The following is a 26,111-nucleotide window of genomic DNA, read 5'->3' on the forward strand; positions in this document are numbered from 1 at the left end:
ATTGCATGGCTTTCGCGCTAATGCTCAAACTAAAATCCAATAAATAAATAGTAAATTTTCATTTGCGTAGACACACAGCCGCGCAAAATGTTTGCTTCCCTGCTAGGAGTTTAAAATGCTACAACACCTCAGAGACAATTCCAGAGGCGTGATCTCTTTCATTCTAATCGGGTTTTTGGTGATCATTTTTGCCCTGACCGGTGTTGAAGCGTTGTTTAATTGGGATTCAACCGCCAATCAAGCTGCAAAAGTGAACGGTGAAACGGTTACTGAAATGGATGTTGCTCGTGCGATCAATGTACAGAAGCAACAAATGCTCAGTACTTATGGCGATCAAATTCCCGCAGAGTTCTTGAGCGATGAGTATTTGCGCAAGCCCGTGATTGAGAATTTGGTTCAGCGTAAAGTCTTATCGCAGACTGCTGAAGGTGCAGGCATGACCATCGGTGCCGCTTATCTGCATGAGCAAATAGCAAGCTCCCAACAGTTTAAGACTGAGGCAGGTGTTTTCGACAATAACCGCTACCAACAGGCTTTGCGTAATATGGGTTATACCCATGGCACTTATAGCAAGCTTCTCACTGAAGAATTGGTTATTAATCAGTTGCAAGCAGGTGTGAGCTCAACAGCATTTGCAACCCCTGCGCAACTCAGTGATGTGGTAGCGCTGAGCTTTCAATCACGTGATCTTGCCTATGCTGTTTTGCCTTCAACCAAGATTCGTGAGTCCGTAGTCATCGAAGATACAGAAATTCAAACCTACTACGATGCGAACCAAAAAAACTTCACGAGTGAAGAGCAAATCGCAGTGGATTATATTAGTTTGAGTGTGAGTGATTTAATGAAAGGCGTTGCAGTAACGGAAGAACAACTTCACAAACAGTATGAGCAAAACCTTACCTCGTTTGTAGCTGCACCTGAGCGTCAGGCGGCGCATATCTTGATTGAAAATAATGACTCAGCAAAAATAAAAACAGTTTCAGAAAAGCTGGCTGCGGGAGAAGATTTCGCCAAACTTGCAAAAGAGTTTTCTGATGATTTGGGTAGTAAAGAGCAGGGCGGAGACCTGGGTTTTACCAAGGGTGATGCATTCCCGGGGGAATTTGAAGCAGCGCTTGCGTCCCTCAAGGTGGGGCAAGTTTCTGCGGCGGTGAAAACTGATGCTGGAACCCATTTTATTAAGTTGTTGGCAGAAAAAGGTTCTGAGGCTCCTAAATTTGAAGAACAAAAAGCCAGTATCGAAGAACAACTAAAGCGTGCAGCGGCGGAAACTGAATTTGTCGCGCAACTGGAAAAACTACGTGAAGAATCCTATAACGCGGAGAACTTGGCGGAGGTGGCTCAAGCTTTAGGCCTGAAAGTTCAAAACTCCGGGCTGTTTGAGCGCAACAAAGGCAAGGATTTAATGGCGAATGCGAAGGTGGTCGCGGCGGCATTTTCTCCAGAGGTGTTGCAAGATGGTAATGCCAGCGACACTATCGAAATCGACGCAAGTACCGTTGTTGTTTTGAAAAAGACTGATCATAAACCCAGTCAGGTTAAGCCGTTAGCAGATGTGCGCGAGCAAATCTCAAACACCCTTAAGGATCAAAAAGCCCGCGCATTGTTGAATGAGCAGGCAGCAAAACTGATTGCCGATTTAAAGTCTGGTGCAAAGTTTGAAGACTTGAGTAAAGCTAACGCGGTTGAGTTGAAGCAAATAAAAGCCGCAACCAGAAGTAGTGCCGATGTTGATGGCGAGGTGCTTCGTTACGCATTCACTATGAGCAAGCCGCAAGTAGGGGCGTCCAGCTATGGTAGTGTTATGACTGCAGCTGGGGATATCGCGATTGTTGCTCTGGAAGCTGTTACCCCAGGTAATTTTGAAAAGGTAACGCCTGAGCAAAAAAACGCAATTGTCTCGCAATTGGGAACTATCTATGGGCGCAATGATTTCGCCAGCTATCAAAAATTCTTGAAAGATGCGGCAGAAATTGAGTAATTGAATTTTATCCAAATAAAAAAGCCAGGTTTTAAACCTGGCTTTTTTATTTCAGCTCCTTTTACCAAATTTTTATACGAACCTCTTGGTTTCGATACATTCCGTCGTCAGGTTTAACATCGAATGCTTGATAGAACTCTGGCATATTCGATAAAGGACCTAAGACACGATACATGCCCGGCGAATGTGGGCCAGTGATAACTTGTTGGCGCAGAGCTTCATCGCGGTATTTAATTCTCCACACTTGTGCCCAACCCAGAAAGAAGCGCTGTTCGGGTGTAAAACCATCAATAACATGGGCAAATTTCGTGTGCCCACTTTTATAGGCTCGATAGGAGAGGGTTACGCCTCCCAAATCTGCAATGTTTTCACCTAGACCTAAAGCACCTTGCAGATGAAGATCATCTATCGGATTGAAGGCGTTGTATTGCTCAACCATTAATTGGGCGCGAGCTTTAAATTGCTTCGCATCTTCTTCAGTCCACCAATCACGCAAGTTTCCATCACCATCTGAGTGGCGCCCCTGGTCATCAAATCCATGCGTAAATTCGTGGCCAATTACAGCTCCAATAGCTCCGTAGTTAACAGCATCATCGGCATTAACATTAAAAAATGGAGGCTGCAAAATGGCAGCAGGAAATACAATTTCGTTCATGCTGGAGTTGTAGTATGCATTCACGGTTTGAGGTGTCATGTTCCATTCGGTTCGATCTACTGGCTTGCCTAAGCGACCGATTGCACGCTGATATTCACAAGCATCATTTCGACGCAGATTGCCAATCAAATCATTGGCCTCAATTTGAACGCATTGATAATCTCGCCATTTTTCTGGAAAACCAATTTTGGTGTTAAATTTCGCAAGCTTTTGTTGTGCTTGTTTCTTGGTTTCAGGGCTCATCCATGTCAGTTCATTAATAGATTGCGAGTAGGCTGTGCGTAGATTTTCGATCATTTGATCCATGCGCGCTTTGGCTTCAGCTTTAAAATACGCTTCTACATATTTTTTGCCGACTAAAAACCCAAGATTTTCATCCGCAAGTAGCGCTGCTCTTTTTTCGCGAGTGCGCTGTTCTTGCAGTCCGCTAAGTGTTTTTCCATAAAAATCGAAATTCGCATCAACAAACGCTTTACTCAGATTAGGTGCATCATTATTAATGAGATGGAATGTTAAATATTCTTTCCAGTGCGCTAATGGTGTTTCATTTTTTAATTTAGCCAGTGCGGTGATGTAGGTGGGTTGATTGATTACTATTTCCTGGATGTTTTCCAAATTTGCCGATTTCAAAAATAATTGCCAGTCAAATCCAGGGGTCAGCTTATTTAATTCGGCTACATTCAGTTTATTGTAAAGTGCGTTACGATCGCGATTCTGTACACGTGACCATTGTAGTGCAGCGATTTTCTTCTCTAGTGCAACGATATTGGCGGCCGCGTTTTCGGGGTTACTCAAACCTGCCAGTTTCCATAATTGGGCGATATAAGTTTGATACTTGCCGAGCAATTCAAGCGACTTCTCATCGGTTTTCAAATAGTAATCGCGGTCAGGTAATCCCAGTCCTGACTGATAGGCGGCTGTAATATATTGCTCGGAATTTTTATCATCCTGATCGATATAAAGTTCAAAGGGTACACCAACACCAAATTGCTGCCATTCAGCCCAAAGTTTGGTCAGATCCGCTTGGGTGTGTATTTGTTCAATACGTTTCAGGTCGACATACAATGGCTTTATGCCCAATGATTCAACGGTTTTTTCATCAAGAAAAGATTTATAGAAGTCTGCAATTTTTTGTTCGTCTGAGTTTTTTGGAAATGGCGTCCTCGCAAGCTCTTGCATTAATGCCAAAACTTGCTTTTCTGCGCTCTCCCGCAGTTCATCAAAGCTTCCCCAGCGAGCCTTGTCACCGGGAATTTGCGTGTTGTTGACCCAGGTTCCATTGGCGTAGCGGAAAAAATCCTGCTGTGGTTTGACGGTGTTGTCCATGTTAGCCAATTCAATACCAGATGCTAACGCCCCTTTGGTGTGGGGTATATTCTGGTCTGAATAATCGCTTTTGGAACAGGACGCAAGCGTCAACGACAATGCAATTCCACTTGCGATATAGGTAAATTTTTTCATGCAAATTTCCCGATAACATTTTGTTGATGAAAGATTGCCCGAAGTCGCTATGCTATAGCGGTGCTGCGTATGAAAAATTCTTACGATAAAAATTAGTACAGGACACGTCTGAACATACCAATTGCCATTTGATAGCCAAGCAACTGCAATTCCGCGTCGTATCGGTCACCTTCGTCGCGCATAAAGGCGTGTACGCCATTAAATTCATGCCAAGTGAAATTCACTTTCTTCTCGACCAGGTTTTGGTAAACGCGCGCCCGGCCCTCAGCGGGAATGTGCGGGTCTTGTTTGCCCCAAATCATTTGCAATTCACCTTTAATTTCACCGGTGCGGGTGAGGCTTTCATTGCCGGTTTGGGATGGTGTAAGTCCTGAATGAATGTCTGTTGCATAAAAACAGCTGGTAGCAGAAATTTCAGGGTGAATAGCTGCCCGGTAGGCCAAACCGCCACCCAAACAGAAACCCATGGCACCAATCTTTCCCGAGCAATAATCCAACCTGTGCAAATAATCCACCATGGTTTGTGTGTCTGAGTCGTGCGCTTCCAGATATTTAGCAACCTTGTCGGCATTCCCTTTATCCCGGCCTGCGTCATCATAGCCGAGCACTGTTCCTATCGGGTTTAGCTCATGGAATACTTCAGGCACTATCACTACGAAACCGTGCCCGGCCATAATTTGTGCACTGCGGCGAATAGGTGAGGTTTGTTGGAAAATTTCGGAGTAGAGAATAATGGCGGGGAATTTTTTACCAGCGGTTTCGGCGCTGTCTTTGGGGTGGTAGACATAACACCGCATGGTTCCCGTTGGCGTTTCCAAATCTACTTGATGATTTTGAATTAACATTTTTCTCTCCGCAGTGTTTATACGTGTGGGGTTAGATCTGGCTGACCAAAATATTGTTCCAATGTATCCATCAGAATTTTAACTTTTCCAATAGACTCTCGATATTCCTGCTCGGTTTCCGAGTCGGCAACTATACCGCCGCCGCCCCAGCAATAAACTTTCTGGTGATCACACACCAGGGTGCGTATCGCAATGCTGGTATCCAATTGTCCATCGACACTTATGTAGCCAAGGCTTCCGCAGTAAACCGAGCGACGCGTCGGTTCTAGCTCCTCGATAATCTCCATCGCGCGAATTTTAGGGGCACCAGTAATGCTGCCCCCGGGAAACGCATCGCGCAATACGTCAATAGCGCAGGTGCTTGGGGCTAATTGACCGGTAATCGTGCTGACCAGATGGTGGACATTGGCAAAGGACTGCAATTCAAACAGTGCCGGAACACTTACACTGACGCAATGTTTGCTCAGGTCGTTGCGCAGCAAATCGACAATCATCACGTTTTCCGCGCGATTTTTTTCGCTGGTTTGCAGCCATTTTGCGTTCGCTTGATCCTCGTCTGCTGTCTTACCGCGCTTGATTGTTCCTTTAATTGGTTTGGTTTCGACAGCAGATCCTCTGACCTCAATAAAGCGTTCCGGTGACAAACTGAGCAGTGCTTGTTCCGTCAGTTGGATAAATCCGGAAAAGGGAGAGGGCAAAATTGCACGCAGGGCAAGGTAGGCAAACCAAGGGTCACCCTGGAATTCTGCTTCAAATCTCTGCGCAAAATTTACCTGATAGCAGTCGCCCGCCAGAATATAGTCATGGATTCTGGCGAGCGCCGAGTGGTATTCATTTACTTTAAGATTGTTATTGAACTTACTGATTTTAAAGGGCTTCTCAGAGTGATTCAGAAATGACTTCAAGTCGTGGAACACGTCAGGATCTGGGGTTTTAGCGAGAAGTTGTTCGATTTCCAAAAAGTTATAAGCCCCGGGAAGCGCATGGCTGAGGTGTTCATTTATTACCAGCCAGCTCTGTTTATTGCCGTGGTCCTGCACCAGAGCCCAGGGATAAATCCCGACTTGCATATCCGCAAGGCCGATATCTGCCTCTGCGTAAGCGGGGATTTTTTCCAGGCGACGTCCCAGGTCATAGCCAAAATATCCCAGGGCACCGCCAATAAATGGCAGTGGCTCAGTCTTGGTCTGTTGCTGACTACAGGTGGGCAAATATTGCTTGATCAGTGCAAAAGGGTCCTCGGGGGACTGCTTTTGGTCGCCATCATTGCAATGGATGTAGGTGTACTCGCCCTGAGTTTCCAGCCAGCATTGTGGGGCGGCGCTGATAATATCGTAGCGACCATAGTGACTGCCCGGGTGGCCGGAATCCAGCCAAACGGCGCGCGGCAAGTGGCGCACCTGCATAAACCAGAGGGCAGAGTCACGGAGGTAGGGCAGAGAAATCAAACGGGGTGCTTCGGGCATGGAAATACAAAACCAACAGCCTTATGAGCTGTGCATTTTAGCGCATTGTGGGCTAGCAGCGCTAAATAGACTTTAGCGACAAGCCCGTTTAAGCTGCATTTTTTGCCTGGCTCGCTGTTGCCGCTGTATTTTCTGACCCTGCATGAAAGGAACTAATAATGGATGTGATTTTTTTTATTCTAGCCATGTTGATTGGCGGTGTTGCAGCCTGGCAAGGGTTCAGCTGGTATTACCTGAAAAAGCTTAAGCCCCCCGTGCAGGATGTGACCACTGAGTCCCACATTCTGTTGGAGCGAATTGAAAAAGTATTTAAGGTGGTAGTCGCAGAAGGCTACTTCACTGAAATTTATGATCACAACACAAAGAAGGATTTCCTCGGGATATTTAAAACGAATAGCAAGGCGTTAGTAGTGGCTAAGGCGAAGGTATCCGTTGGGTTCGATTTTGCAAAAATGCATTTTCATCGTGACCATCATAACCGTACGTTGGTAGTACAACAGTTTGCCGAGGCGGAAATTCTGTCGATTGATACTGATTATAAGTTTTACGATATTAACCAAGGGCTACTCAATAAATTCGATAACGAAGACTACACCGCAATTCTGGTGGAGGCGAAAAAATTGATGCAGGAAAAAGCGCGCGAAAGTGATTTACCCAAAATTGCCCAGCAGCAAATCGAGTTAATGATGCAACAGCTCTGCGCGTCAGCGGGTTGGCAGCTTGAGCAGGAGCGAGTGCTCGAGCCTCTGAAAACTGTCCAAGGAATTACTGAGGAACCCAAGCACTAAACCGTCAGAACAATAGAAATTAAATAACAACAAAGTCAACACGATCAACAAGGAATTCCCATGGTGCTTCTGATAATTTTCACTCTGGTGGGCATGGCATTAGGTGAGGCTATTTTTTACGGCAATGGCTGGGTAATTGGCGGCGTATTGGGTTTCCTCATTACCAAAATTTTTCAACTAAGTAACAAAATTCAGCGCCTGGAAAATGTTGTCGACCTTCTGAAAAAGCAGGATCAACCTTTATCTACAAAAATCCAATCCAATCAGCCGGTGCCGGTTGCTGCTCCGCCTGAAACCAAGGCTGAAGAAGCGCGCGTTCCACTCGCGGAGCGGCTCAAGAGCCACGGAATCGATCTGCCGCCCGAGGTGTCGACGACCGATGTGGTAAGTGGTATTCATAACGATGCTGCGGCTGCGCCTCCCGAAATGGATAAGCCTGTGGATACCATACCAACCAGCAAACCTGTGCATCAGCAGCCGCGCGTATATCCCCCTCGAACCCCCAACGCGGTTGAAAAAGCATTTCACTATGTGCAGCGCTTTTTCACCGAAGGCAATCCTATTGTGCGCATCGGTATGGTGGTGATGTTTTTTGGGTTAAGTTTTTTAGTGAAGTACGCGTCTAACCAGGGATTGTTGCCTATTGAAGTGCGCATGTCTGCAGTTGCAGCAATTGCGATAGGGCTTATTGCTGTTGGTTGGAAAACGCGTAGTAGAGCAGGTGGTTTCGGCTTGGTATTGCAAGGTGGCGGCATTGCCGCGCTTTACCTTACCGTTTTTGCAGCAGCGAAAATGTACAGCTTAATGCCGACCGGTGCTGCCTTCGGCATTATGTTTATTATTGTATTGCTCGGTGCGGCGCTTGCTGTTTTACAAAACGCGCAAGTCCTGGCGTTGATCGCCACGGCTGGCGGCTTTCTCGCCCCGATTTTAACGTCCGATGGATCAGGCAATCACGTTGGCCTGTTTAGTTATTATTTGTTGCTCAATATCGGCATTCTCGCTATTGCCTGGTTTAAAACCTGGCGCATGCTTAACTGGGTTGGTTTTGTATTTACCTTCGTAATTACGTCTGTATGGGGGTTGCTGAAATATCAACCCCATTTATACGCATCTACCCAGCCATTTTTGTTGGCATTTTTTGCGCTGTATTTGGTGGTATCGATTTTATTTTCTCTCAAGCAGCCACCGAATTTAAAAGGTCTGGTCGATGGCAGCCTGGTTTTTGGTTTGCCGATTGTTGGTTTTGGTTTGCAAACCGCGCTGCTTAAGCACACTGAATACGGGTTGGCGATTAGCGCCCTTGTTCTCGCCACAACTTACGTTGGCTTGGCTAAATTTTTATGGGGCAAATACCAGCAAACCCATCGCGTATTGATTGAGTCGTTTATCGCGCTCGCCGTTTGTTTTGCCACCTTAAGTATTCCACTCGCGCTCGATGCGCAATGGACCTCCGCAACCTGGGCACTGGAAGCAACAGGGCTGATTTGGGTGGGGTTACGCCAATCGCGCTTGCTGCCACGGATCGCAGGTTATCTGCTGCATCTCGCCGGCGCCTTCTCGCTTTTTATTAATGGACCAGATACGGGTACTACGCCCATTGTTTCCGGTGATTTTATAGGCATGGTGATTTTGTCGGCGTCAGCACTGTGCATTGCATATTTGATCAACCGCTACCAGGAGTACGCGTACAAGTTCGAACGCACCCTTTCAACAATTGCGCGGGTTATCGGTTGGATATGGTGGTTTGCCGCGGGCTATATGGAAATTACCCACCATATGTCCGGTGAAAATTACTTCGCTAGCTTGATCGGATTTTATTCATTGTCAGTTGCTGCATTCCTGTGGTTTGGCGTTAAAGTTCAGTGGCAACTTATGGGGCAGGTAGGTTATTGGTTACTGCCGCTCACTGCGCTTTGGGCTCTGCGTGATTTTGGTGAAAGTTTGTTTATGGGCTACACGGCCTATCCGTCGCAGGGCTGGAATTTATTGGCACTCGCATTATTCGTCGCCGTGCAATATCGCTTCCTGTGGTCGCTCAGCAAGCAGGGCGTATCAGGATTGCAAAGTCTTTACCATGTACTGGGCGCCTGGTTTTTATTTTCATTGGGCTATTGGGAAGCGCTGCATTGGCAAAACCATTTTAATTGGTTGGGTACCAGCGCAGCGGTGTTATGGTTTGCTTGTTTGGTTATTCCTTTGGTGGCCTTGCTTTATGTTACCAACAAACCCATTTGGCCCTTTGCGCAACACTCTGCAGATTATAAAAACCTGATTCCCGCTCCGCTGTTATTGTTATTAATTGGTTGGTTCTTGTTTGCCTCAACTTACTCAGGAATTACCGATCAATTTTATTTACCAATCCTGAACCCATTGGATCTCGCTCAGGTCGCGGTATTAATTATTTGTACCTATGCCATCAAGCGCGGCTTTATGGGTTTGGCAAATGCGCCAAAAGAATTTCGTTATGGTTCGCTCGGCGTGTTGGGTTTCATCTGGCTAAATACTGTATTACTACGCGCACTGCATCAATATGCGGATGTAACCTATGCGGCAGATATTTTGTGGGACTCGGTAGTCGTGCAAATGTCACTCTCAATTCTGTGGGCAATTTGTGCACTGGTGGTAATGAATATTTCTCGCCGCACGCAGGTCCGCGAACTATGGATCATTGGGGCTGGGCTGTTGGGATTGGTGTTATTAAAACTTTTCACCAAAGATTTAACCGGCACAGGCACACTTGCACGCATTATCTCTTTCATGGTCGTAGGCGGATTGATGTTGTTGATCGGTTATTTATCGCCGATACCCGCCAAGGTGAAATCATCCCCGAAAGAAACCGTTTAATTGTGGAGTTAAGCTCGAATGTATTTCGTAAAAAAAGCAGTTTTATTCACCAGTTGCCTGATTAGCTTAATCTGCCATGGAGACGTAATTCCGGTGTATCAGATTGAGCAAGCGACGGGAAGTTATGTGCAAGCGACACTTACGCATGACATCTATCGCTACAGTGGTGACTCCCAGCTCAATGATTTAGTCGTGACCGATGCCCAGGGCAACAAATTGCCTTATCGAATCAGTGTGCCGAGCACTCAGGTCAGTGAACAGTCACAACAAACGCCCGTGCGTTTTTTCCCGGTGGCCGTAGGTACTGCGCCGGAAATGCTGTTGGCATTGAGCAGCGCCTCTATTCGTTTGGACGATAATGAAATCTCGGTAAGCGTGGTCAAAAACGATAAAGAAGAATTGCAAAACCAGGCCGCACCAACCGATTTTTTTGTGGTGGATTTGAGTGATTTAAAAAACCGAGCAGACACTTTGGTAGTTTCATGGCCACAAAGTGAAGCGCACCAATATTTAGAAGTGCAGGTTAGCGGCACGAATGATATGTCTACTTGGGTCCCGATCGCTAACACCACCTTGGTGCAACTCCATAAAGATGGCCAACAGCTTACGCGCAATAAAATTGCGATTAGTCTTGCTGAAAAACAATACGCCTATTTAAAACTGAAATTCACTCGTGGTGGCGAGCAATTACAACTTACGCAGGTAAATGTTGAAAATACGGATAAAGTCGCGACAGCGGTTCCACATGATCGCTGGGAAATAACCGGTCAACTCGTGGAAGATCAGGAATCGGCATTACGCGCTGGCACGGCTGCACCATCCATGCCGGTGGCCGCCTGGGAGTTCCAGCGCGACGATATAGCGCCAGTTGCACAGTTGGATCTGAAACTGGGTGAACTCACTTACGGGGACAGCTTACGCGTATATTCTCGCGCAACCGAAAAACAGCCCTGGCAATTGGTGCATCAAGGGATTTGGTTTAACACCCAGGTGGGAAGTGACTGGCAACACAGCGATGAAATCAGCATCTACAACAATACCCACAGTTATTGGCGAATTGAACTTCATGAACTGGTCCGCACCAGTGCCAAACCCATTCTGGTGCTCCAGCGCCAACCAGAACTGCTGCAATTTATCGCCAATGCCGCCGCGCCCTTTAAAATCGCCGTAGAAACCGACAGCAAACTCCAAAACCAAAACACCAGTGCACAAATTTTTTCGCAATTAATCGCCGGCAAAGAAATCACTTGGCAATCAGCAACGGTTAAACCACTCAACCCCGACCTAAACCAATTCGCCCGTTACGGAATGCAGATCAGCTGGAAAACCATCGTATTCTGGGGGATTTTGATTTTAGCGGTTGGAGTTTTGATTGGTGTTGTGGTTAGGTTGATGGGGCAGATGAAAACTGCAAGAGAGTAGATCAGTGGAGATAGTTAAAAAGCAACATGTTTTTCCCGCAAAGTCTATTGCACGGTTCTATGACTCGAATGGAGCAGTGGAGGTTAACCTTTTTCGCCAGTCAAAAGTCATTAGAACAACAAGTAAGGATCAGTTGTTTACGGTAAGGCGCATTTGGGATCAATCAGCCGAGCAAGGATTTGGACTATCCATTGAGAATAAATTTCAAAATTTAACTGATTATGTAATACAGACTAAAGATTATTTATTACCACCTGAAGCCAATCAATTGGTAACAAACTTTTATGTGCTATGGCGCTCGCGATCTGTAATAACAGAAAAAGATTTTCTTTTGGCTCCAAATGTAAAAATTATTGACGTTCAAGGTGTGGGGCTATCGGATTTTGAGAAGAATGAAATTGAATTGAATCATGGTTTTTACGTCAATGAAGATCAAACGCTGCCTATGCGCTTTCAGCGAGGCATGGTCATCAAAGGCACAATAGATATGTTTTTTGATCGAAATCCCAGTTTAAGATGGTATGTGTGTCGAAGTCGTAAAGTGGAATTCACTGTGCCAGATGTGCCAAGCAAATACCTAATTATTCCAATAACTCCTCATATTTGTTATTCCTGTGAGATAAACTATGAAAATCTCACGAAAGCACAGATGACTGATTTTAATTTAAACTCAATAACTCGATCAAAGAATTATTATTTTGGAAGAAACTTGGCTAAAGCGCTTTATTAGATATACAGATTGATCACTGAATAATTGACAGATACTAGCAGTAAGAGGATTTATCCCCATAGAGGAAAGCATGAAACTATTTGAGCAGATAAATGTATGGCATCGCTTGGATGATTCTGAATCTGTTTGTTACAGATGTTTTCGCTTACTTCCCGATGGCGGTTATTGTGTACAAAGTGCTGATTTTTTTAGGCTGAATGAGCGAAAAATGAAGAACTTTGATCAACAACAGACTGAGTTGTTTTTAGAGCAGTCACCCGATGAGCGTTCTGGATTGTGGCCCACCTTGGACGAGGCGATCAAAAATTTTCAGGAAGAGTTTGAGTCTTAAATTTTACCATAACGGCGGTTTGCTTCGCGAAGCACGCCCTACGTTTACAAATTAGAAAGAGTATGTAATGGCTTCAAAATTTTATGTGGTATGGGCAGGGCGAGAGACTGGGATTTTTACGGATTGGCCTACGTGTAAAAAACACGTCGATGGTTTTGTCGGGGCACGTTATAAATCGTTTTTAACGCGTGAAGAAGCCGAAGCGGCTTTTGGTGGTGCAAAGCCTACTGCTGGAACGGGACCTGCAGCGTCGAGCGGTGCGAAAATCAAAACTTATAATGCAGCGGAAGTAAATGCATTACCGGTAGATGTAAAAATATTTACCGATGGCGGTTGTGAGCCAAACCCCGGTGAAGCGGGTTCCGGGTTGGCGGTTTATCGCGATGGGAAATTGGTTGAGCTTTGGTATGGTTTGTACAACCCCATGGGTACTAACAACACCGCCGAATTGAATGCATTACACCAAGGTTTGTTATTGGCAAAAGATGAAATTGCCAAAGGCAAAACCGCAGCGGTTTTTTCTGACTCGCAATATGCCATCCAATGTGTCGTGCAATGGGCCATCGGTTGGGAAAAAGCGGGTTGGAAAAAGAAAAGCGGGGAGATTAAAAACCTCGAATTAATTAAGGAAATCTATTTCTTGCACCAAACCCTGAAAGACAAAGTGCAAGTTCTGCATGTCAATGGGCATGTTGGTGTGCAAGGCAACGAACTCGCTGACCGCATGTCCATTCTTGCTATAGAATCCCGCGAAACCGATTTTTCGCTTTATCGCGAGCCATTGGACGTCACCGCAATTTTGGCAACCCGCGCGGGTTAACTGCGAGGCTAAATAGGAATTTCTAATGGCTAAAAACTGTTGCCCCAAATGCGGCTCAAAAAACCTTATTAAAAATACACAGCGTACCTATGATTGCGGTACGTGTGGTGCTCCGTTGTTGCATACCTGGCCGTATTTTGAGTCCTCAGTTTTTCTGGTTCCGGTATTCCTGAATTTGCCGAACCAATTTTTGCCAAGCTATTGGGCGATGGGTGTTTCTCTGTTGCTCGGCACCCTTGGTGTTGTGTTGTTCTTTAAATATCGGGATTTTCACATCGATATAGGAAAGGTGAACATCGCTATTGATGTAGCGAAAGACGAACTATCACTGATTGAAAAGTATAAAGCGGGAAGCTTGGGCGTATTGGATTTGTTTCAGCGGCTTGATTGGGCAAAAAAGCAATTGGTATGGGTCACAGCGCTGTCTCCACTGTTTGCCGAGCACTTTAACCGCGTGGGCGGTTTTGATGTGAATGAACAATTGGCGCGCTTTCAGGCCTTAAAAACAGATGTCGATTTGAGTTTAACCATTAATCAATTAGTTGATATGTTGCAAGCCCGTGTGCAACGTTATCAATCCTATCGGTAGAAGTAAGGTTTATTCTTGTTTAGTTCTCATCGTGTTGTCGTATCGCTGTTTCTCCTTTTTACATTGGCACTCTGGCTGCCATCGCTTTTTATTCCCTTCTGGGGGGATGACTATTATTTCCTGACCCAAGCCCGCGAAGCACAGGTGGCTGGTGATTCCTGGTGGCAGCCATTTTTTTCGGAATCAGCTACCGGTTTTTGGCGGCCGTTAAGTATGGATACTGGCTGGCGGTTTGTGGAACAGATGTTGGCCGGAAATCTGTTGTATGCGCACCTGTATTCCTGGTTCTTGTGTTTACTTTCTGCTGGCGCTGTTGCGCTCTTTGCGTACTTATTCGCGCGGTCGATGGAGTGGCCGCAGGCTAAATTAATTGGTCTGCTAACAGCTGCGATGCACGCGGTGCATGTGGCGAGCTATTTGCCATTGCATTGGGTGGCGGCGATGAATAGCCCCGCACTGGTGTTCTTTTTGTGCATTACTTTATCCGTGTGGATTTCATTGCCGCGTTTAACGGGAGGCGTGCGTTTGCTCGCGCTTGTCAGTTTGCCTTTGTTGCAATTGCTCGCTTTGTTTAGCAAAGAGGCAGCGATTTTAATTCCGGCGTTGGTAGTTGCGCTCGCCATATTCTTGCGCGACAAACAACGTTATACCCGCACCGATAAATTGGTGTGGGTTCTTTGTGTGCTAATTTGCCTGATATGGCTTTATTTCTATAAACAATTCACCCCGCACCGCGACTCTGCCTACGGTATTACCTTGGGTAAAAACCTGATGGTGAATTCACTCAGTTTTATTGCGTGGATTTTTAACGTTCCGCGCGAAGCACTCAGGTTGATTGTGACTGATAGCCCGCTTAAGGGAGTGACATGGGCACTAGCTTGTTTTATTCCTATGGCGATTCTTTATGCCGCGAGCTACCTGAAACTAGCGCGGGAAATAAAATGGCATCAGTGGTTGGCGTTAGCGGCGTTTATGGTGTTGGCCTATGGACCTTATTTTGTATTAGCTGATCAAGCTTATGAGTACTACGCGGCAGTTGCTATTGTTATTCCACTACTTTTGGTTGCGCGCGCGCTATCGGCAACGAATCATTTAGCAATGGGTTTGATATTGATGGGCCTTGCATCCACCATCGCCGTGCAAGGCACACGAAGCGCGGAGTATCCGGCTGTTATTAGCCGTGCAATCTGGGCAGAAAATCAACTGCAGTGGTTAAGCGAACAGCACATTGAATTACCACTGGTCGTTAGTATTAATAACCCGCATCAATTCGCCGCTATTGGTGTGCCAGGCTTGGTGTGGCGATTAAATATTCCACGCGAACAAATCTTGCTCGCAAATGATTGTAGCGAAAACACTAAACGCCGCCTGCAGCAAAACTCAGCAGGCAATTTTGAATGGATCGATTGCGCACACTAATCTGCAGTCGATATTTGCCAGGGATAGCCATAACCCCCCCACACAAAAAAGGAAACGGGAAAAGGCTGATCATGACACTTCAAAAAATATTAGCTGAAAACCAACAGCATTTAGCGCTTGTCATCGGTAATGGCATTAATCGCTATAACAGTGCTAGCAAAGTTAACTCCTGGGATAAAATGTTGCTGGAGTTATGGGAAAAGCACACCCACGTAGATTCAACCATAGTTCCGCAAGGTATTTCGTTAACGGAGTTTTATGATGCGCTGGATTTGAGCCGTACCGATGCAAGCGTGAATTTGCAAAAGGAATTTTGTAGCTTACTGGCGGGATGGAAAGCGCTGGCGCACCATCAAATGGTAGTGGATTGGGCCACTCATTTTTCTTGCCCGATATTAACCACCAATTTTGATGAAAGTCTTTCCGATTCAACCAAATTATCGATGCACCATTTGGATGGTCCGCGCTTCACCGATTTCTATCCTTGGCAAACTTATTTTGCGCATCAACCAATCGCTAATCCCGATGCGGAATTTGCGATCTGGCACGTTAACGGCTTAATGCGCTACTCGCGCAGTATTCGTTTGGGATTGAGCCATTATATGGGTTCGGTGGAGCGGGCGAGGGCGTTAATTCATAAAGGGGATAAACGTTTATTTGTGGATCGCCATCGCGACAATTGGAATGGTAGTAATACCTGGTTGGATTGCATATTTCACCGCGACTTACTTTTTATTGGTTTGGGGTTGAATTCATCAGAAGTATTTTTGCGCTGGCTGCTGATAGAGCGCGCTAAATATTTCAAACATTTTCCCAAACGTAAACGCAATGCCTGGTATGTTTACGCGGGCACTGAAATATCCCAGGGGCAACAGGTTTTTTTACGCAGTGTGGGTTGTGAGATAGTCAAAGCGAACTCTTACGATGAGCTATATGCAAGCGTGTGGAGTATTTAGAGCAGGTGAATCAGCCATTGAAGCAATGGCTGATTCATAAGACTAGGCAGCGCGTACTCGTATCTGCGATGTTTCGAACGACTTACAAATAAACAATAGCGTTTCGCGGGTCTTTGGGTCTTCAACTTTACGGGCTATTTCAAGTGCCTCTGCGAAGCGGTGTTGAATACAAAGAATACGGGCCGTACGGATACGTTCGATATCATTCAGTTCTGTTCCCATTGGGGATACCTCTCAAGTTCAATCCATGCTTGGTAGTGGATGGTTCGTAGTGGAATAAAACGAATAACAAAAATTCCCTTTGCTAAAACTCCTTCTAACGACCTCTCTCTTGGCCCGCATCCCTGCACAACAACCGTTATGGTTAAAATGTAGCCAACGAATGACGTTTAAGACACTGGGGATTTTCGGAGTTTTTTGTAGGATATGTCGCACAAGCGGATCAACAACTTCCTGTCCTGTTACGGCCCCTCCTGGTTCGAACACTGTCGCCCATCCTAAAGACCAACTCGCTATCGACAGCGCCAAGAACGTGGCAGGCAAATGTAATCTTTACACTCGATAGTAATTACTCAAGGGCTGCGCCTACTGGATGCCTGGGCGCCTTCACGAGTAGCTGCGTTAATAAAAACCCAGTCACGATTAAATACCAACAAAATCAATTTCTTAGGTCCGTTGTGCCACCTTTTTTGGCCCGTGAAACAATTTGTGCAACCAGCCACTTTGCCGTGTGGCGCAAACTGGCTAGCAAATCATTCTGTACCGACGTTAGGCTCGTTCTTCCCTCATTGCACGCTGCTTTTCAGCAGCGCTGCTTCACCATACTAATAATAGGAGAACGCACGTGCGACCTTACTTCAAATACGCTCAACTTATACTGCCCCTAGTATTAGTAAGCGGGCTGGCATTTCCAACCTTTTGCTCAGCAGCGCGTTACCAAACGGAAGATTTCACCGCTGCGTTTGACACCACTGCGGGCAATATCGGCAACGTTTATCGCATCGGTGATGTGGATATCCAGGCCACCAGCGATACCGGTGGCGGGTTTAATGTGGGCTGGATTGAACCGACGGAATGGCTCAGTTTTAGCAATCTGGTAGTTCCAAGCACGGGCGATTATTTAATTAGTGCGCGCGTGGCCAGTGAAACTGGTGGCACCCTGTCACTGGATTTAAATGGTGGTTCCATTCCCCTCGGGCCCTGGGCCATTACTGGCACCGGCGGTTGGCAAAGCTGGAAAACCTTCTCCAAAGTGGTAAAGCTGAATGCAGGTACATATAACCTTGGCGTTTACGCCACAACTGGCGGTTGGAATTTGAATTGGGTCGATGTGGTCTCTTGTCAGCAAACCGATTGCGGCCAGGCTATTCCGGGGCGCGTGGAAGCGGAGCGCTACAGCAGTTTTCTGGATACCACAGCGGGCAATACCGGCGGCCAGTTGCGTAGCGATAATGTGGATATCGAACTCAGCAACGATTCCGGTGGTGGCTATAACGTTGGCTGGATCGACACGGGTGAATATCTGCGTTACAGCGTGAACGTCAGCACCAAGGGCCGTTACAAAATTACTGCGCGCGTTGCATCGCCCAATAGCGGTACCTTTTTCAAATTAAAGCTCGATGGCCGGGACCTTGGTACCCGCATCAACGTCCCCAACACTGGCAATTGGCAAACCTGGCAGAACGTAAGTATTGAAGCATCGCTCGATTCGGGCGCGCATGAATTGGAAGCCTATTTTGAAACCGGCAACTTCAATTTGAATTACGTGGATTTTGAATACCTCGGCCCTAACGATAATTCCAGCAGCAGTTCAAGCAGTAGTTCCAGCAGCGCGGGAACCCTAAAAGTAATGACTTATAACGTGCGCACTACACCCGCTGGTGATGTGGGCGAACGCTTTTGGGATAACCGCAAAGCCGAACTGGTGACCGCCATTAAAACCCAATTACCGCTGGTGATCGGATTCCAGGAAGCCACGAGCGAGCAGCACGATTACATTCGTGGCAGCTTGGGGAGTAGCTGGTCTTCATCGCCGCTGCGCCAAATTATTTATCGCAACGATGCGTTTGAAGAATTGCAAAGTGGCTATATCGAATTAGTCGCCGATGTTTGGGGCAGACGCACCAGTGAGTGGATAAAACTGCGCAGGAAAGCGGATAGCCGCGAGTTTATATTCTTTAATAATCACTGGGGCGTAGATGGAAATTCGCAGCAGGGTTCCGCAAATATTATCCGCGACCGAATTGCTAGCTTGAATCAAAATTGGGCATTGCCAACTATATTGCTCGGCGATTTAAATGCGGCACCGGGTAGTGGCCCGATCAACACGCTGATGAACCAAACACAACTCATCAGCCTATTTACCGGCAATACCTTTAATGGTTGGAATCCAACGCCTAACGTGCAATTGGATTATATTTTTGCCAGTAAATTTACTCTGTCTGGCTGCAACCTGATTACTTACCGCGAAGGCACTACGCCACCGTCAGATCACTATCCCATTTTTTGCGAGGTGAAGTTTTTATAAAGCCATGGTGTTGTAAGGTCACAGTTTAAGTCTGTATCCATTCAAACTTCTCCTTACCATCAGAGTAAGTCGACACCTACCATTTTCCAGACAGTGTAATTGGTCCCGGCCTTTTTAAAGGTCGGGATCTTTTTTTTGCGTTAATGGTTCTCAATAGCAAGGGATTATTGGGTTTGGATTTGTAAACAGGGCTGACATTTATCTGATAATTCGGCTAGGCTTGCGCAAAATGCTAATAACCACGGACAACCTAACCATGAAAAGAAAACTACTTGCTTTCAGCCTTGCGTCTGGCCTCTTGGCCAGCATGATGACATCCAATCTAGTTGCCGCTGAGGCCGCTAATAATCCGGATACGGAAGAGTGGATCGAGCTGTTTAATGGTAAGGATTTAAGTAATTGGTCGCCCAAGGTGCGTGGTTACCCGCTGGGAGAAAACCCTTTTAATACGTTCCGGGTTGAAAATGGAATTATGGAGGCGCGTTATGATCAATACACAGAGTTTGATAAGCGATTCGGTCATATTTTTTATAACGGTGGGCCGTTTTCCCACTATAAAATCCTGGTGGAATACCGCTTTGTGGGGGAACAGGTGAACGGTGGGCCGGCCTGGGCGTATCGTAATAATGGCATTATGTATCACACGCAAGACCCCAAAACCATGACCGTAGAGCAGGATTTTCCCGGTAGTATGGAATACCAGTTACTGGGTGGTAATGGTAAAGACCCGCGTACTACCGGCAACCTCTGCACTCCGGGTACCCATGTCGTGTTTAATGGAAAATTTACCGAGGACCATATCATCAATTCAACCAGCGATACTTACCACGGCGATCAATGGGTAACGGCGGAATTGGTGGTGCATGGTAGTGAAAAAGCCGAACATTTTATTAATGGGAAAAAAGTCCTGGAGTACACCGGGTTGCAATGGGATGATCGCACACCCAATGGCAGCGGCTATATTGCGCTACAGGCAGAAAGTCACCCAACAGATTTTCGCAAAGTACGCTTGTTAAATCTTGAAGGATGTATGGATAAAAAGGCCAAAAATTACAAAAGCTATTTTGTAAAAAATAATTCAAAGGTTTGCCAGTTTTAAACTAAAAAAAATCGCTCATTGAGCGAAAATAAATTGTCCCCCGACCTTATAAGCCGGGGGAAACCGTGTCTAGCAATGAGGAAATTTGATCCATGTTAAAATTAAGTTCTGCTGCACTTTTAGCCCTAGTTTTTGCATCCGGCGTGACAGTTGCCGATGACGCTGCAATCGATGCTAAATACCAAAAATCCTGCAAACTTTGCCATGATGGCGGTTTGATGGGGGCGCCAAAAACCGGTGATGTAGCCGCTTGGGCACCACGTCTCGAAAAAGGAAATGAGGTATTGCTTAAACACATTAAAGAAGGCTTCAACGCTATGCCGCCCAAAGGCACTTGTGCCGATTGCACAGACGAAGAGTTTTTGAAGTTGGTTGAGAAAATGTCGAAGTAAAAATGATGCCTTGCGGCAGTTGTTAAAAATAAACCCGACTAAGCGTCGGGTTTATTTTTATGTGGAGATTTCTGAAACGCTTAATCGGCGGATTTTTATTCCAATTACAGGTACACGCGCAACAGCGTTTCTGCAACACATGCCAATCTTTTGCTGCCGTTAATTTCCACACTGATTTCACTAACCAGGTCTACGCATCGTTTGGATGGAATCACGTCTTTTAGTAAGGTCCGCGCGCGCACTTCTGATCCCGCCTTTACCGGGTAAGGAAAGCGAACTTTATTTAGGCCGTAATTAACCAACATTCTCGCTTCAGGGTAGGGGGTTTTTGAGGATTCGGTGAGTTTTGGGAGTAATGCAAGCGTTAAGAAACCATGGGCGATCGTAGTACCAAAGGGCGACTCTTCCGCAGCGCGGGTTACGTCCGTATGAATCCACTGGTCGTCCTCGGTGACACACGCAAACTGGTTGATTCGATCCTGATCGATTAACAGCCACTCTCCAAGATGGGTTTCCTGGCCAATAAACGCATCCCATTTCTCATAAAACGCTTGCGCCTCCGGCGTAATGGCCGGCGGGATAGACTGTGGGGTTTGGCGCTCCCGTTCCAGAAGCAATGAAAACCTGCCAATCCACGGGGTATTCAGGGTATTGTTGATGGTTTGACTGAGTTTTTCTGACAACTCGCGCAATTGCGGCTCGAAGCGGGATTTGAACTCCACGTTCTTTAACTGTTGACGCAACAAGCGCTCCTTATCTTTGAGGTATTCCACAACACTCATAAACGCTCCCGTGTGGCTGGAAAGGTATTAGAAACTGGCAGTCGCTAAACTGCGAATCTTTTTACGCTCCCCACACGACTATTGCAACCAGCAATCGATAAACGCCGCAAATTTCGGTCTGCCTGTATAATTGCCACCCACGCGCCTTATGCCAAAAGCGCTTATCCGTACCACCTCCACCTGGATTGCGTAAACTCGAGCCCAATAGGGTTTATTTTATGTGCGGGTATAAGCAGCCAGCGCATTGCGTAAAGATTCGGGCGATGTGTGGACTGAACTTTCGTGAAACACCAAATCGTAACCAAATTCTATAGCAGAACCTACCACGAGCACTGAATCTGCTAATGCACGGACGGATAGCTTGTCATCGCCTCGCGCGGTGTAAATTAGCTCACCAGGATTATGCTTTCGAGAATTTGTTTTTACCTGCCCTGATACTACAAAAGCCCAGCTAAATTTATGGTTAAGCGGTAAATCGTAGCTCCATGAATCTCCTGACTTTAGGTGTACCGCCAAATAATTTGCTCCAGCGGGAAACGCAAATTGACTCCTATCTTGCTCATACCACCCAATAAGTATTCGAACCTGCTTATGGAAGGGTGCAGTACCTATGCGCACATAACGCGATTGCGGTGAAGAATTTTCCAGCGCGGGCGATAGCGCGATACCCACTTGGATGCATTTAAAATTCGGAGTCAGGGGTTCTATCGAATTGCGAATACCGTTGCCGCTGATTACCCAACTCCAGTCTTCCTGTTTCAGGGTGTCGCTATTGCCGGTTGAATCGCTGAACAGCGCTTCGCCTGCTAAAACGTAGGTAATCACAGCGGTGCCGGAGCTAATAGTACCTGCGTTATGCAGGTCGTGAGCAGAAAGTATTTCGAGTGACACAAATGGCTTCAACACCTCGAGCGAATGCTTTCGGAAAAACACGTTGCTTTCGACTTGTATATTGTCGGTTTTGTCAGTGTTTATTGATAACTCGTCCTTTGCGATTTTCATGGGGCTCCCGGCTATTGTTTGCGATAAAGGAATGGGCGTTAGTAATTCGTTTATTGTTGGTTGGATATTGCCAAAAAGCGCTCAAGGCGCTTAATCCTTACGCCAAAAACTCTAACATTTGGTAAATAGTTGAACTTTTTTTAATTAAAATTGAAGTTTTTTTCAGAGAAGGGAGGTTTTATTGCACTGCCTATGAGGCAGAGGAGCAGGGGAATCAATTCACAGTATGTTGCTAAGCCATAGAAATTGGCGAACTCATCGTTGTAATTGATAAAACAATGAAGGGACCTGCAAATGTAAAAAGACCTCGTTCAGAGGTCTTTTTACATTTGTTCTCCTTTTAGCCCGGGTGATCAGGTGTTACATCCAAGCGTTGGCTAGTGTCCCTCATGAACTTCTTCTTTCAGGGTAGAGAGGTAAGCCACCAGATCACGTATTTCAGCTTTGGTTAACCCCAGTCCCATTGGTGGCATGGGGGAGATTCCACCAAACTCCAGTTTCTCTATATCACTACGCAAAATGGTTTGCGGTTTGTTATCGCTGGTTATGCGTACATCCGCTTTGGTTTCAGCATCGAATGAGCCCTCGACACGTTTGCCATTTTTCATTACCACGGTTACCCGGCCAAACCCCGGAGCGATTCGTGCGGCAGGCGCGACCAATGCTTCTACCATTTGCTCCGGGACAATACGTGTGGCGATTGTTGTCAGATCTGGCCCCACTTTATTTCCGCGATGGCCAACCATATGGCAGCGTACACATTGGGTTGAGTTGCTATAGCGGAACAGCGCCATACCTTTTTGTGCATCACCGCCATAAATCGCTTCGCGATAAACTTCCAACGGGTTGTTTTTATCTTTTTTCGCATCGTAATCGGCCAGCAGTTGTTTTAATTCCGGTGAGCCAATTTGCTCTGCCGCGGTAATTAATTCAAGCTGAACTTCAGGCGCGATTTTTCCCTCGATTAACTGCTGCATCTGCGTTCGAAACACAGCTTCGGCTTCCGGCGCTTTTACATTGGCCAGTGAAAGTAGTGCAGCTTGTTGTTCGCCCGGTGTGCCGTTGGCGATAAGTAGTTGATGCATTTCAACCACCTGTGCGACGGGCATTTGCAACTCGGGCACCATCGCCAAAGCCGCCATGCGCACGTTTTGCTCTTTATCTTTCAATGCACCGAATACCAGCGAGCCTATGTCAGCATGACCGTTCTTTTTTAACGCATGTAGCGCGCTGATGCGTACGTTTGGATCAGTATCTTGTTGTAACATTTTTACCAGTGGAGCCGCACCGGATTGGAGGTTGAATTCACTTTGCGCGTTGGTCGCCGCTTGGCGTACCTCACTGGACTTATCGCTCAGTAAGGTTTCAATGGTATTGGCAAATGCGTCCTCTGCCTCTGCGCGAGGATGATTAATCGGGCCGCGATAGAAACCGCTTACACGGTCATAGACTGAACCTGAGTCCCAGACGGTTACCGCAGCAATCGCTTCAGCGCGAAGTTGGCCTGGGATCGATGGGTTCGTTGCAAAACGAATTAATCGCTCTGCATTTTCATCGCTGTCCTCTGCGTAAACGTTCGCATTAATGGCGCGGCGCAACAAGGCTTCGCTAGTGAACCGGGGCTTTTCCACAAGTGCCGCCAGAGCGGGCAGGGCGTCGGTAATTAATTCATCATCATTAATTGCTCGCGCAGCGTTGGTCACGACATACTCACTGGAATCATTCAGAAATTCCGCAACCACCGGGCTATGCATTCGTTTAAGCGCTACGACTGCTGCAACGCGCACAGCTTCGGATGAATGGGTCGATAGCTTTCCCAGCGCATCCGCATCACCAATACGGGCCAATGCAATGGCGCCCGCCTGACGCAAGTAAACATCGTCATCATTATTGGTAACCAGCATGTCGATGAGTGGTTGTAAGGCATTTTTTTCTGCCATGCGTCCCAGCGCCTGCGCCGCATAGAGTTGTACGCGTGGATTTTTATCTGCCAGCAATGCGATTAACGGCTCGCTCGCCGTTTTCATTTTGGCATCTCCCAAAACTTTGGCCGCTTGCGCGCGAATCTCTGGATCACTGTCTTGGAGTAGATTGATAATAATGGCGTTACCTGCGGGATTTTGGCGCAACAGCTGACCAAGGCCCCAGATGGCATGAATGCGCGCGAGTTGATGAGGCGACGTCACTGCCACTTCCTGCAAGGCTTTTACCTGATGCTGTTCCGCCAGTACAAATTGTGCTTTCTGGCGCACACGCATATCCGCGTTATTTAAATGCTCAACTAATTGCTCCGTTGTAAACTCGCGGAAATTGCTACCAAGCAATGTTTTGATTTGTTCACGTTCAGGTGTCATGCCCGCCGCTGAATCCATTTTCCAAACGCGGCCTTTTTGTTTTAAACCCCAGCCTTCAATCCAATCACTAAAATAAAGTGCACCATCGGGGCCGAAATCCAAACCGGTGGCGAGTACCCCACGCATCATATTTTTATCGCTTGCCAATTCAAACGATGCACCTTTGGGCTTTAATGTAAATGCATTAATACCCGCACGTGTAGCTGAACCAACAAATTCCACAACGAAAAAATGATCTTTCCATTCATCGGTTAACCCTGTACCAGGGTAATAGGTCATGCCGGTTGGACCAGCGTGGTAGGGCGCAACGGGTGGCAATATATGCGCAGCCTGATTTTTAAAACGCGGCTTGTAATAATCTTCATCCATCCAAATTTTGTAACTGTTATTTTTCGCGTCCTTGTATTTACCCAATTGCCAGTTAATTCGCCAGCCGGTGTCAGAGCCATCAATCAAATGGACTACGCGCTCATATTCGCCAATATGATCGCCATCGTTATCTACGCTGATAAGGTTGCCGTATTTATCGAACGAGAGTTCGTAAATATTGCGCAGCCCCGCCGCGAACACTTCAAGGTTGCTGCCGTCGACTTCGCTGCGAACAATTACACCCTGATTGGGGTAATGAAGCTTTGTGCCATATTGATCGGTAATGCTGGTACCTATATCGCCCATGCTCGAGTAAAGCATGCCATCCGGCCCCATGATTGCGCCGGACAGACCGTGCCCGCTGAATCCCACATGCACACCAAAACCATTGGTAAGTGAAGTGTGGCTATCCATATAGCCATCGCCATTGGTATCCTTCACCCGCCAGACATCGGGGGCGATATTGATAAATAATTCATCGAGTAAATCGTTGTAAAACAAACCACCGATCACATCCGTGACTTCGGTGTGGAAATCATTAACGACGGTTTGCGCAAAATCCGCTTTGCCGGAACCCTGAGTGTCTTCAAGGCGAATCACTTTTTCTGTCATAACCGCAAGATCGCGCCAGTCGTGACTGCCATCTTTGTTACGATCGGGAATTTTTTCATTCTGCGCACTTTTTTCTGGCGCTAATTCACTGCGCAAAAATTTCCGCCTATCTTCATAGGTTGAAAAGGTCATGGTTGCATCTTCCCACTCGGGAACGCTGCGAATATCAAATTCCGAATTATTGCTGCGCTGAGTAATACCAGCCCACACGCGGCCTTTATCATCTACATGAATAGCAACCGTATCGCCCAATAATTTTTCCGATGCCCACAATTCCGTTTTCAAACCTTCACTGGTAGTAATGGGCACTTGTTGTTCGATGGATTTCGCATCTGCGTTGGCTTCATCCGGCGCAATACGGGTAGTTTCAATGGCAATGCTACTGGCACTTGAGCTGCTACTTGCGACAGTAGCCTGGTCTGTAGGCGGTGTTGGTTTTTCTCCGCAGGCGCCAAGCAACATAAATGCGGCGACCAAAGGAGTTACAACAAACAGGCGATTAACCGATGCGGGCGAAATAGGGGCAAGGCTAGGGCGTAAAGTCATGGTCTACTCACAACATTTATGATTATTGGTGGCGCGCACGGCGCTTATAGTCGGTACGGATTATAGGTGAGTCGCGTTGCGGCAGCGCCTGAATTGACGCTGCTGAACACTAATTAAC

19 protein-coding genes are annotated in these 26,111 nt (G+C 46.6%); 13 read left to right on the top strand and 6 right to left on the bottom strand.

Annotated elements, in window-relative coordinates; genetic code table 11:
* The first annotated feature begins 115 nt into the window (after nucleotides 1–115).
* Nucleotides 116–1,981, top strand: coding sequence for a SurA N-terminal domain-containing protein (locus D0C16_RS03350; RefSeq protein ID WP_151031010.1), 1,866 nt, complete (start codon nucleotides 116–118; stop codon nucleotides 1,979–1,981).
* Nucleotides 1,982–2,042: 61 nt separating this feature from the next.
* On the opposite strand, the gene D0C16_RS03355 is transcribed toward D0C16_RS03350, so the two are convergent.
* From D0C16_RS03355 to pabB, 3 genes are all read right to left on the bottom strand, one after another.
* Nucleotides 2,043–4,097: a M13 family metallopeptidase gene (locus D0C16_RS03355; protein ID WP_151031011.1), complete on the bottom strand. Its 2,055-nt coding sequence runs from the start codon at nucleotides 4,095–4,097 to the stop codon at nucleotides 2,043–2,045.
* Nucleotides 4,098–4,189: 92 nt separating this feature from the next.
* The gene (locus D0C16_RS03360) at nucleotides 4,190–4,942 is read right to left on the bottom strand and encodes a dienelactone hydrolase family protein (RefSeq protein WP_151031012.1); all 753 of its coding nucleotides are present in this window, start codon (nucleotides 4,940–4,942) and stop codon (nucleotides 4,190–4,192) included.
* 17 nt (nucleotides 4,943–4,959) lie between these two features.
* Nucleotides 4,960–6,408 (bottom strand): aminodeoxychorismate synthase component I, encoded by a 1,449-nt coding sequence (gene pabB / locus D0C16_RS03365; protein ID WP_151031013.1) that lies wholly within the window; start codon nucleotides 6,406–6,408, stop codon nucleotides 4,960–4,962.
* Between the two features lie 158 nt (nucleotides 6,409–6,566).
* On the opposite strand from pabB, the gene D0C16_RS03370 reads away from it, so the two are divergent.
* The 12 genes from D0C16_RS03370 to D0C16_RS03425 all read left to right on the top strand — a co-directional run bounded on the left by D0C16_RS03370 (nucleotide 6,567) and on the right by D0C16_RS03425 (nucleotide 20,328).
* Entirely contained in the window at nucleotides 6,567–7,196 is a 630-nt protein-coding gene (locus tag D0C16_RS03370) for a DUF4230 domain-containing protein (protein WP_151031014.1), read from the top strand.
* 60 nt (nucleotides 7,197–7,256) lie between these two features.
* Nucleotides 7,257–10,043, top strand: coding sequence for a DUF2339 domain-containing protein (locus D0C16_RS03375; RefSeq protein WP_151031015.1), 2,787 nt, complete (start codon nucleotides 7,257–7,259; stop codon nucleotides 10,041–10,043).
* Nucleotides 10,044–10,061: 18 nt separating this feature from the next.
* A complete protein-coding gene (locus D0C16_RS03380) occupies nucleotides 10,062–11,465 on the top strand; it encodes a DUF3999 family protein (protein WP_151031016.1) in 1,404 nt (467 codons plus the stop codon).
* Between the two features lie 4 nt (nucleotides 11,466–11,469).
* Complete coding sequence (locus D0C16_RS03385) at nucleotides 11,470–12,195, top strand: hypothetical protein (RefSeq protein WP_151031017.1); 726 nt, start codon at nucleotides 11,470–11,472, stop codon at nucleotides 12,193–12,195.
* A 70-nt stretch (nucleotides 12,196–12,265) separates the two neighbouring features.
* The gene (locus D0C16_RS03390; RefSeq protein ID WP_151031018.1) at nucleotides 12,266–12,526 is read left to right on the top strand and encodes a hypothetical protein; all 261 of its coding nucleotides are present in this window, start codon (nucleotides 12,266–12,268) and stop codon (nucleotides 12,524–12,526) included.
* Nucleotides 12,527–12,593: 67 nt separating this feature from the next.
* Nucleotides 12,594–13,346, top strand: a complete 753-nt coding sequence (locus tag D0C16_RS03395) for a ribonuclease H family protein (RefSeq protein ID WP_151031019.1) — start codon at nucleotides 12,594–12,596, stop codon at nucleotides 13,344–13,346.
* A 25-nt stretch (nucleotides 13,347–13,371) separates the two neighbouring features.
* A complete protein-coding gene (locus tag D0C16_RS03400) occupies nucleotides 13,372–13,935 on the top strand; it encodes a hypothetical protein (RefSeq protein WP_151031020.1) in 564 nt (187 codons plus the stop codon).
* A gap of 15 nt (nucleotides 13,936–13,950) precedes the next feature.
* A complete protein-coding gene (locus D0C16_RS03405; protein WP_151031021.1) occupies nucleotides 13,951–15,354 on the top strand; it encodes a hypothetical protein in 1,404 nt (467 codons plus the stop codon).
* A gap of 71 nt (nucleotides 15,355–15,425) precedes the next feature.
* Entirely contained in the window at nucleotides 15,426–16,310 is an 885-nt protein-coding gene (locus D0C16_RS03410; protein ID WP_151031022.1) for a hypothetical protein, read from the top strand.
* Nucleotides 16,311–17,154: 844 nt separating this feature from the next.
* Entirely contained in the window at nucleotides 17,155–18,837 is a 1,683-nt protein-coding gene (locus D0C16_RS03415) for a carbohydrate-binding protein (RefSeq protein WP_151031023.1), read from the top strand.
* 256 nt (nucleotides 18,838–19,093) lie between these two features.
* Nucleotides 19,094–19,936, top strand: a complete 843-nt coding sequence (locus D0C16_RS03420) for a DUF1080 domain-containing protein (protein ID WP_151031024.1) — start codon at nucleotides 19,094–19,096, stop codon at nucleotides 19,934–19,936.
* Nucleotides 19,937–20,028: 92 nt separating this feature from the next.
* The gene (locus tag D0C16_RS03425) at nucleotides 20,029–20,328 is read left to right on the top strand and encodes a cytochrome c5 family protein (protein ID WP_151031025.1); all 300 of its coding nucleotides are present in this window, start codon (nucleotides 20,029–20,031) and stop codon (nucleotides 20,326–20,328) included.
* 104 nt (nucleotides 20,329–20,432) lie between these two features.
* Here the strand turns inward: D0C16_RS03425 and D0C16_RS03430 are convergent, their stop codons facing one another.
* The 3 genes from D0C16_RS03430 to D0C16_RS03440 all read right to left on the bottom strand — a co-directional run bounded on the left by D0C16_RS03430 (nucleotide 20,433) and on the right by D0C16_RS03440 (nucleotide 25,993).
* Nucleotides 20,433–21,110, bottom strand: a complete 678-nt coding sequence (locus D0C16_RS03430; protein WP_151031026.1) for a MaoC family dehydratase — start codon at nucleotides 21,108–21,110, stop codon at nucleotides 20,433–20,435.
* Between the two features lie 216 nt (nucleotides 21,111–21,326).
* A complete protein-coding gene (locus D0C16_RS03435) occupies nucleotides 21,327–22,112 on the bottom strand; it encodes a pirin family protein (protein WP_151031027.1) in 786 nt (261 codons plus the stop codon).
* A gap of 377 nt (nucleotides 22,113–22,489) precedes the next feature.
* Nucleotides 22,490–25,993: a HEAT repeat domain-containing protein gene (locus D0C16_RS03440; RefSeq protein ID WP_151031028.1), complete on the bottom strand. Its 3,504-nt coding sequence runs from the start codon at nucleotides 25,991–25,993 to the stop codon at nucleotides 22,490–22,492.
* Nucleotides 25,994–26,111 lie beyond the last annotated feature (118 nt).

Source organism: Cellvibrio sp. KY-GH-1, assembly GCF_008806975.1.
In the GTDB taxonomy this organism is placed as follows: Bacteria; Pseudomonadota; Gammaproteobacteria; order Pseudomonadales; family Cellvibrionaceae; genus Cellvibrio.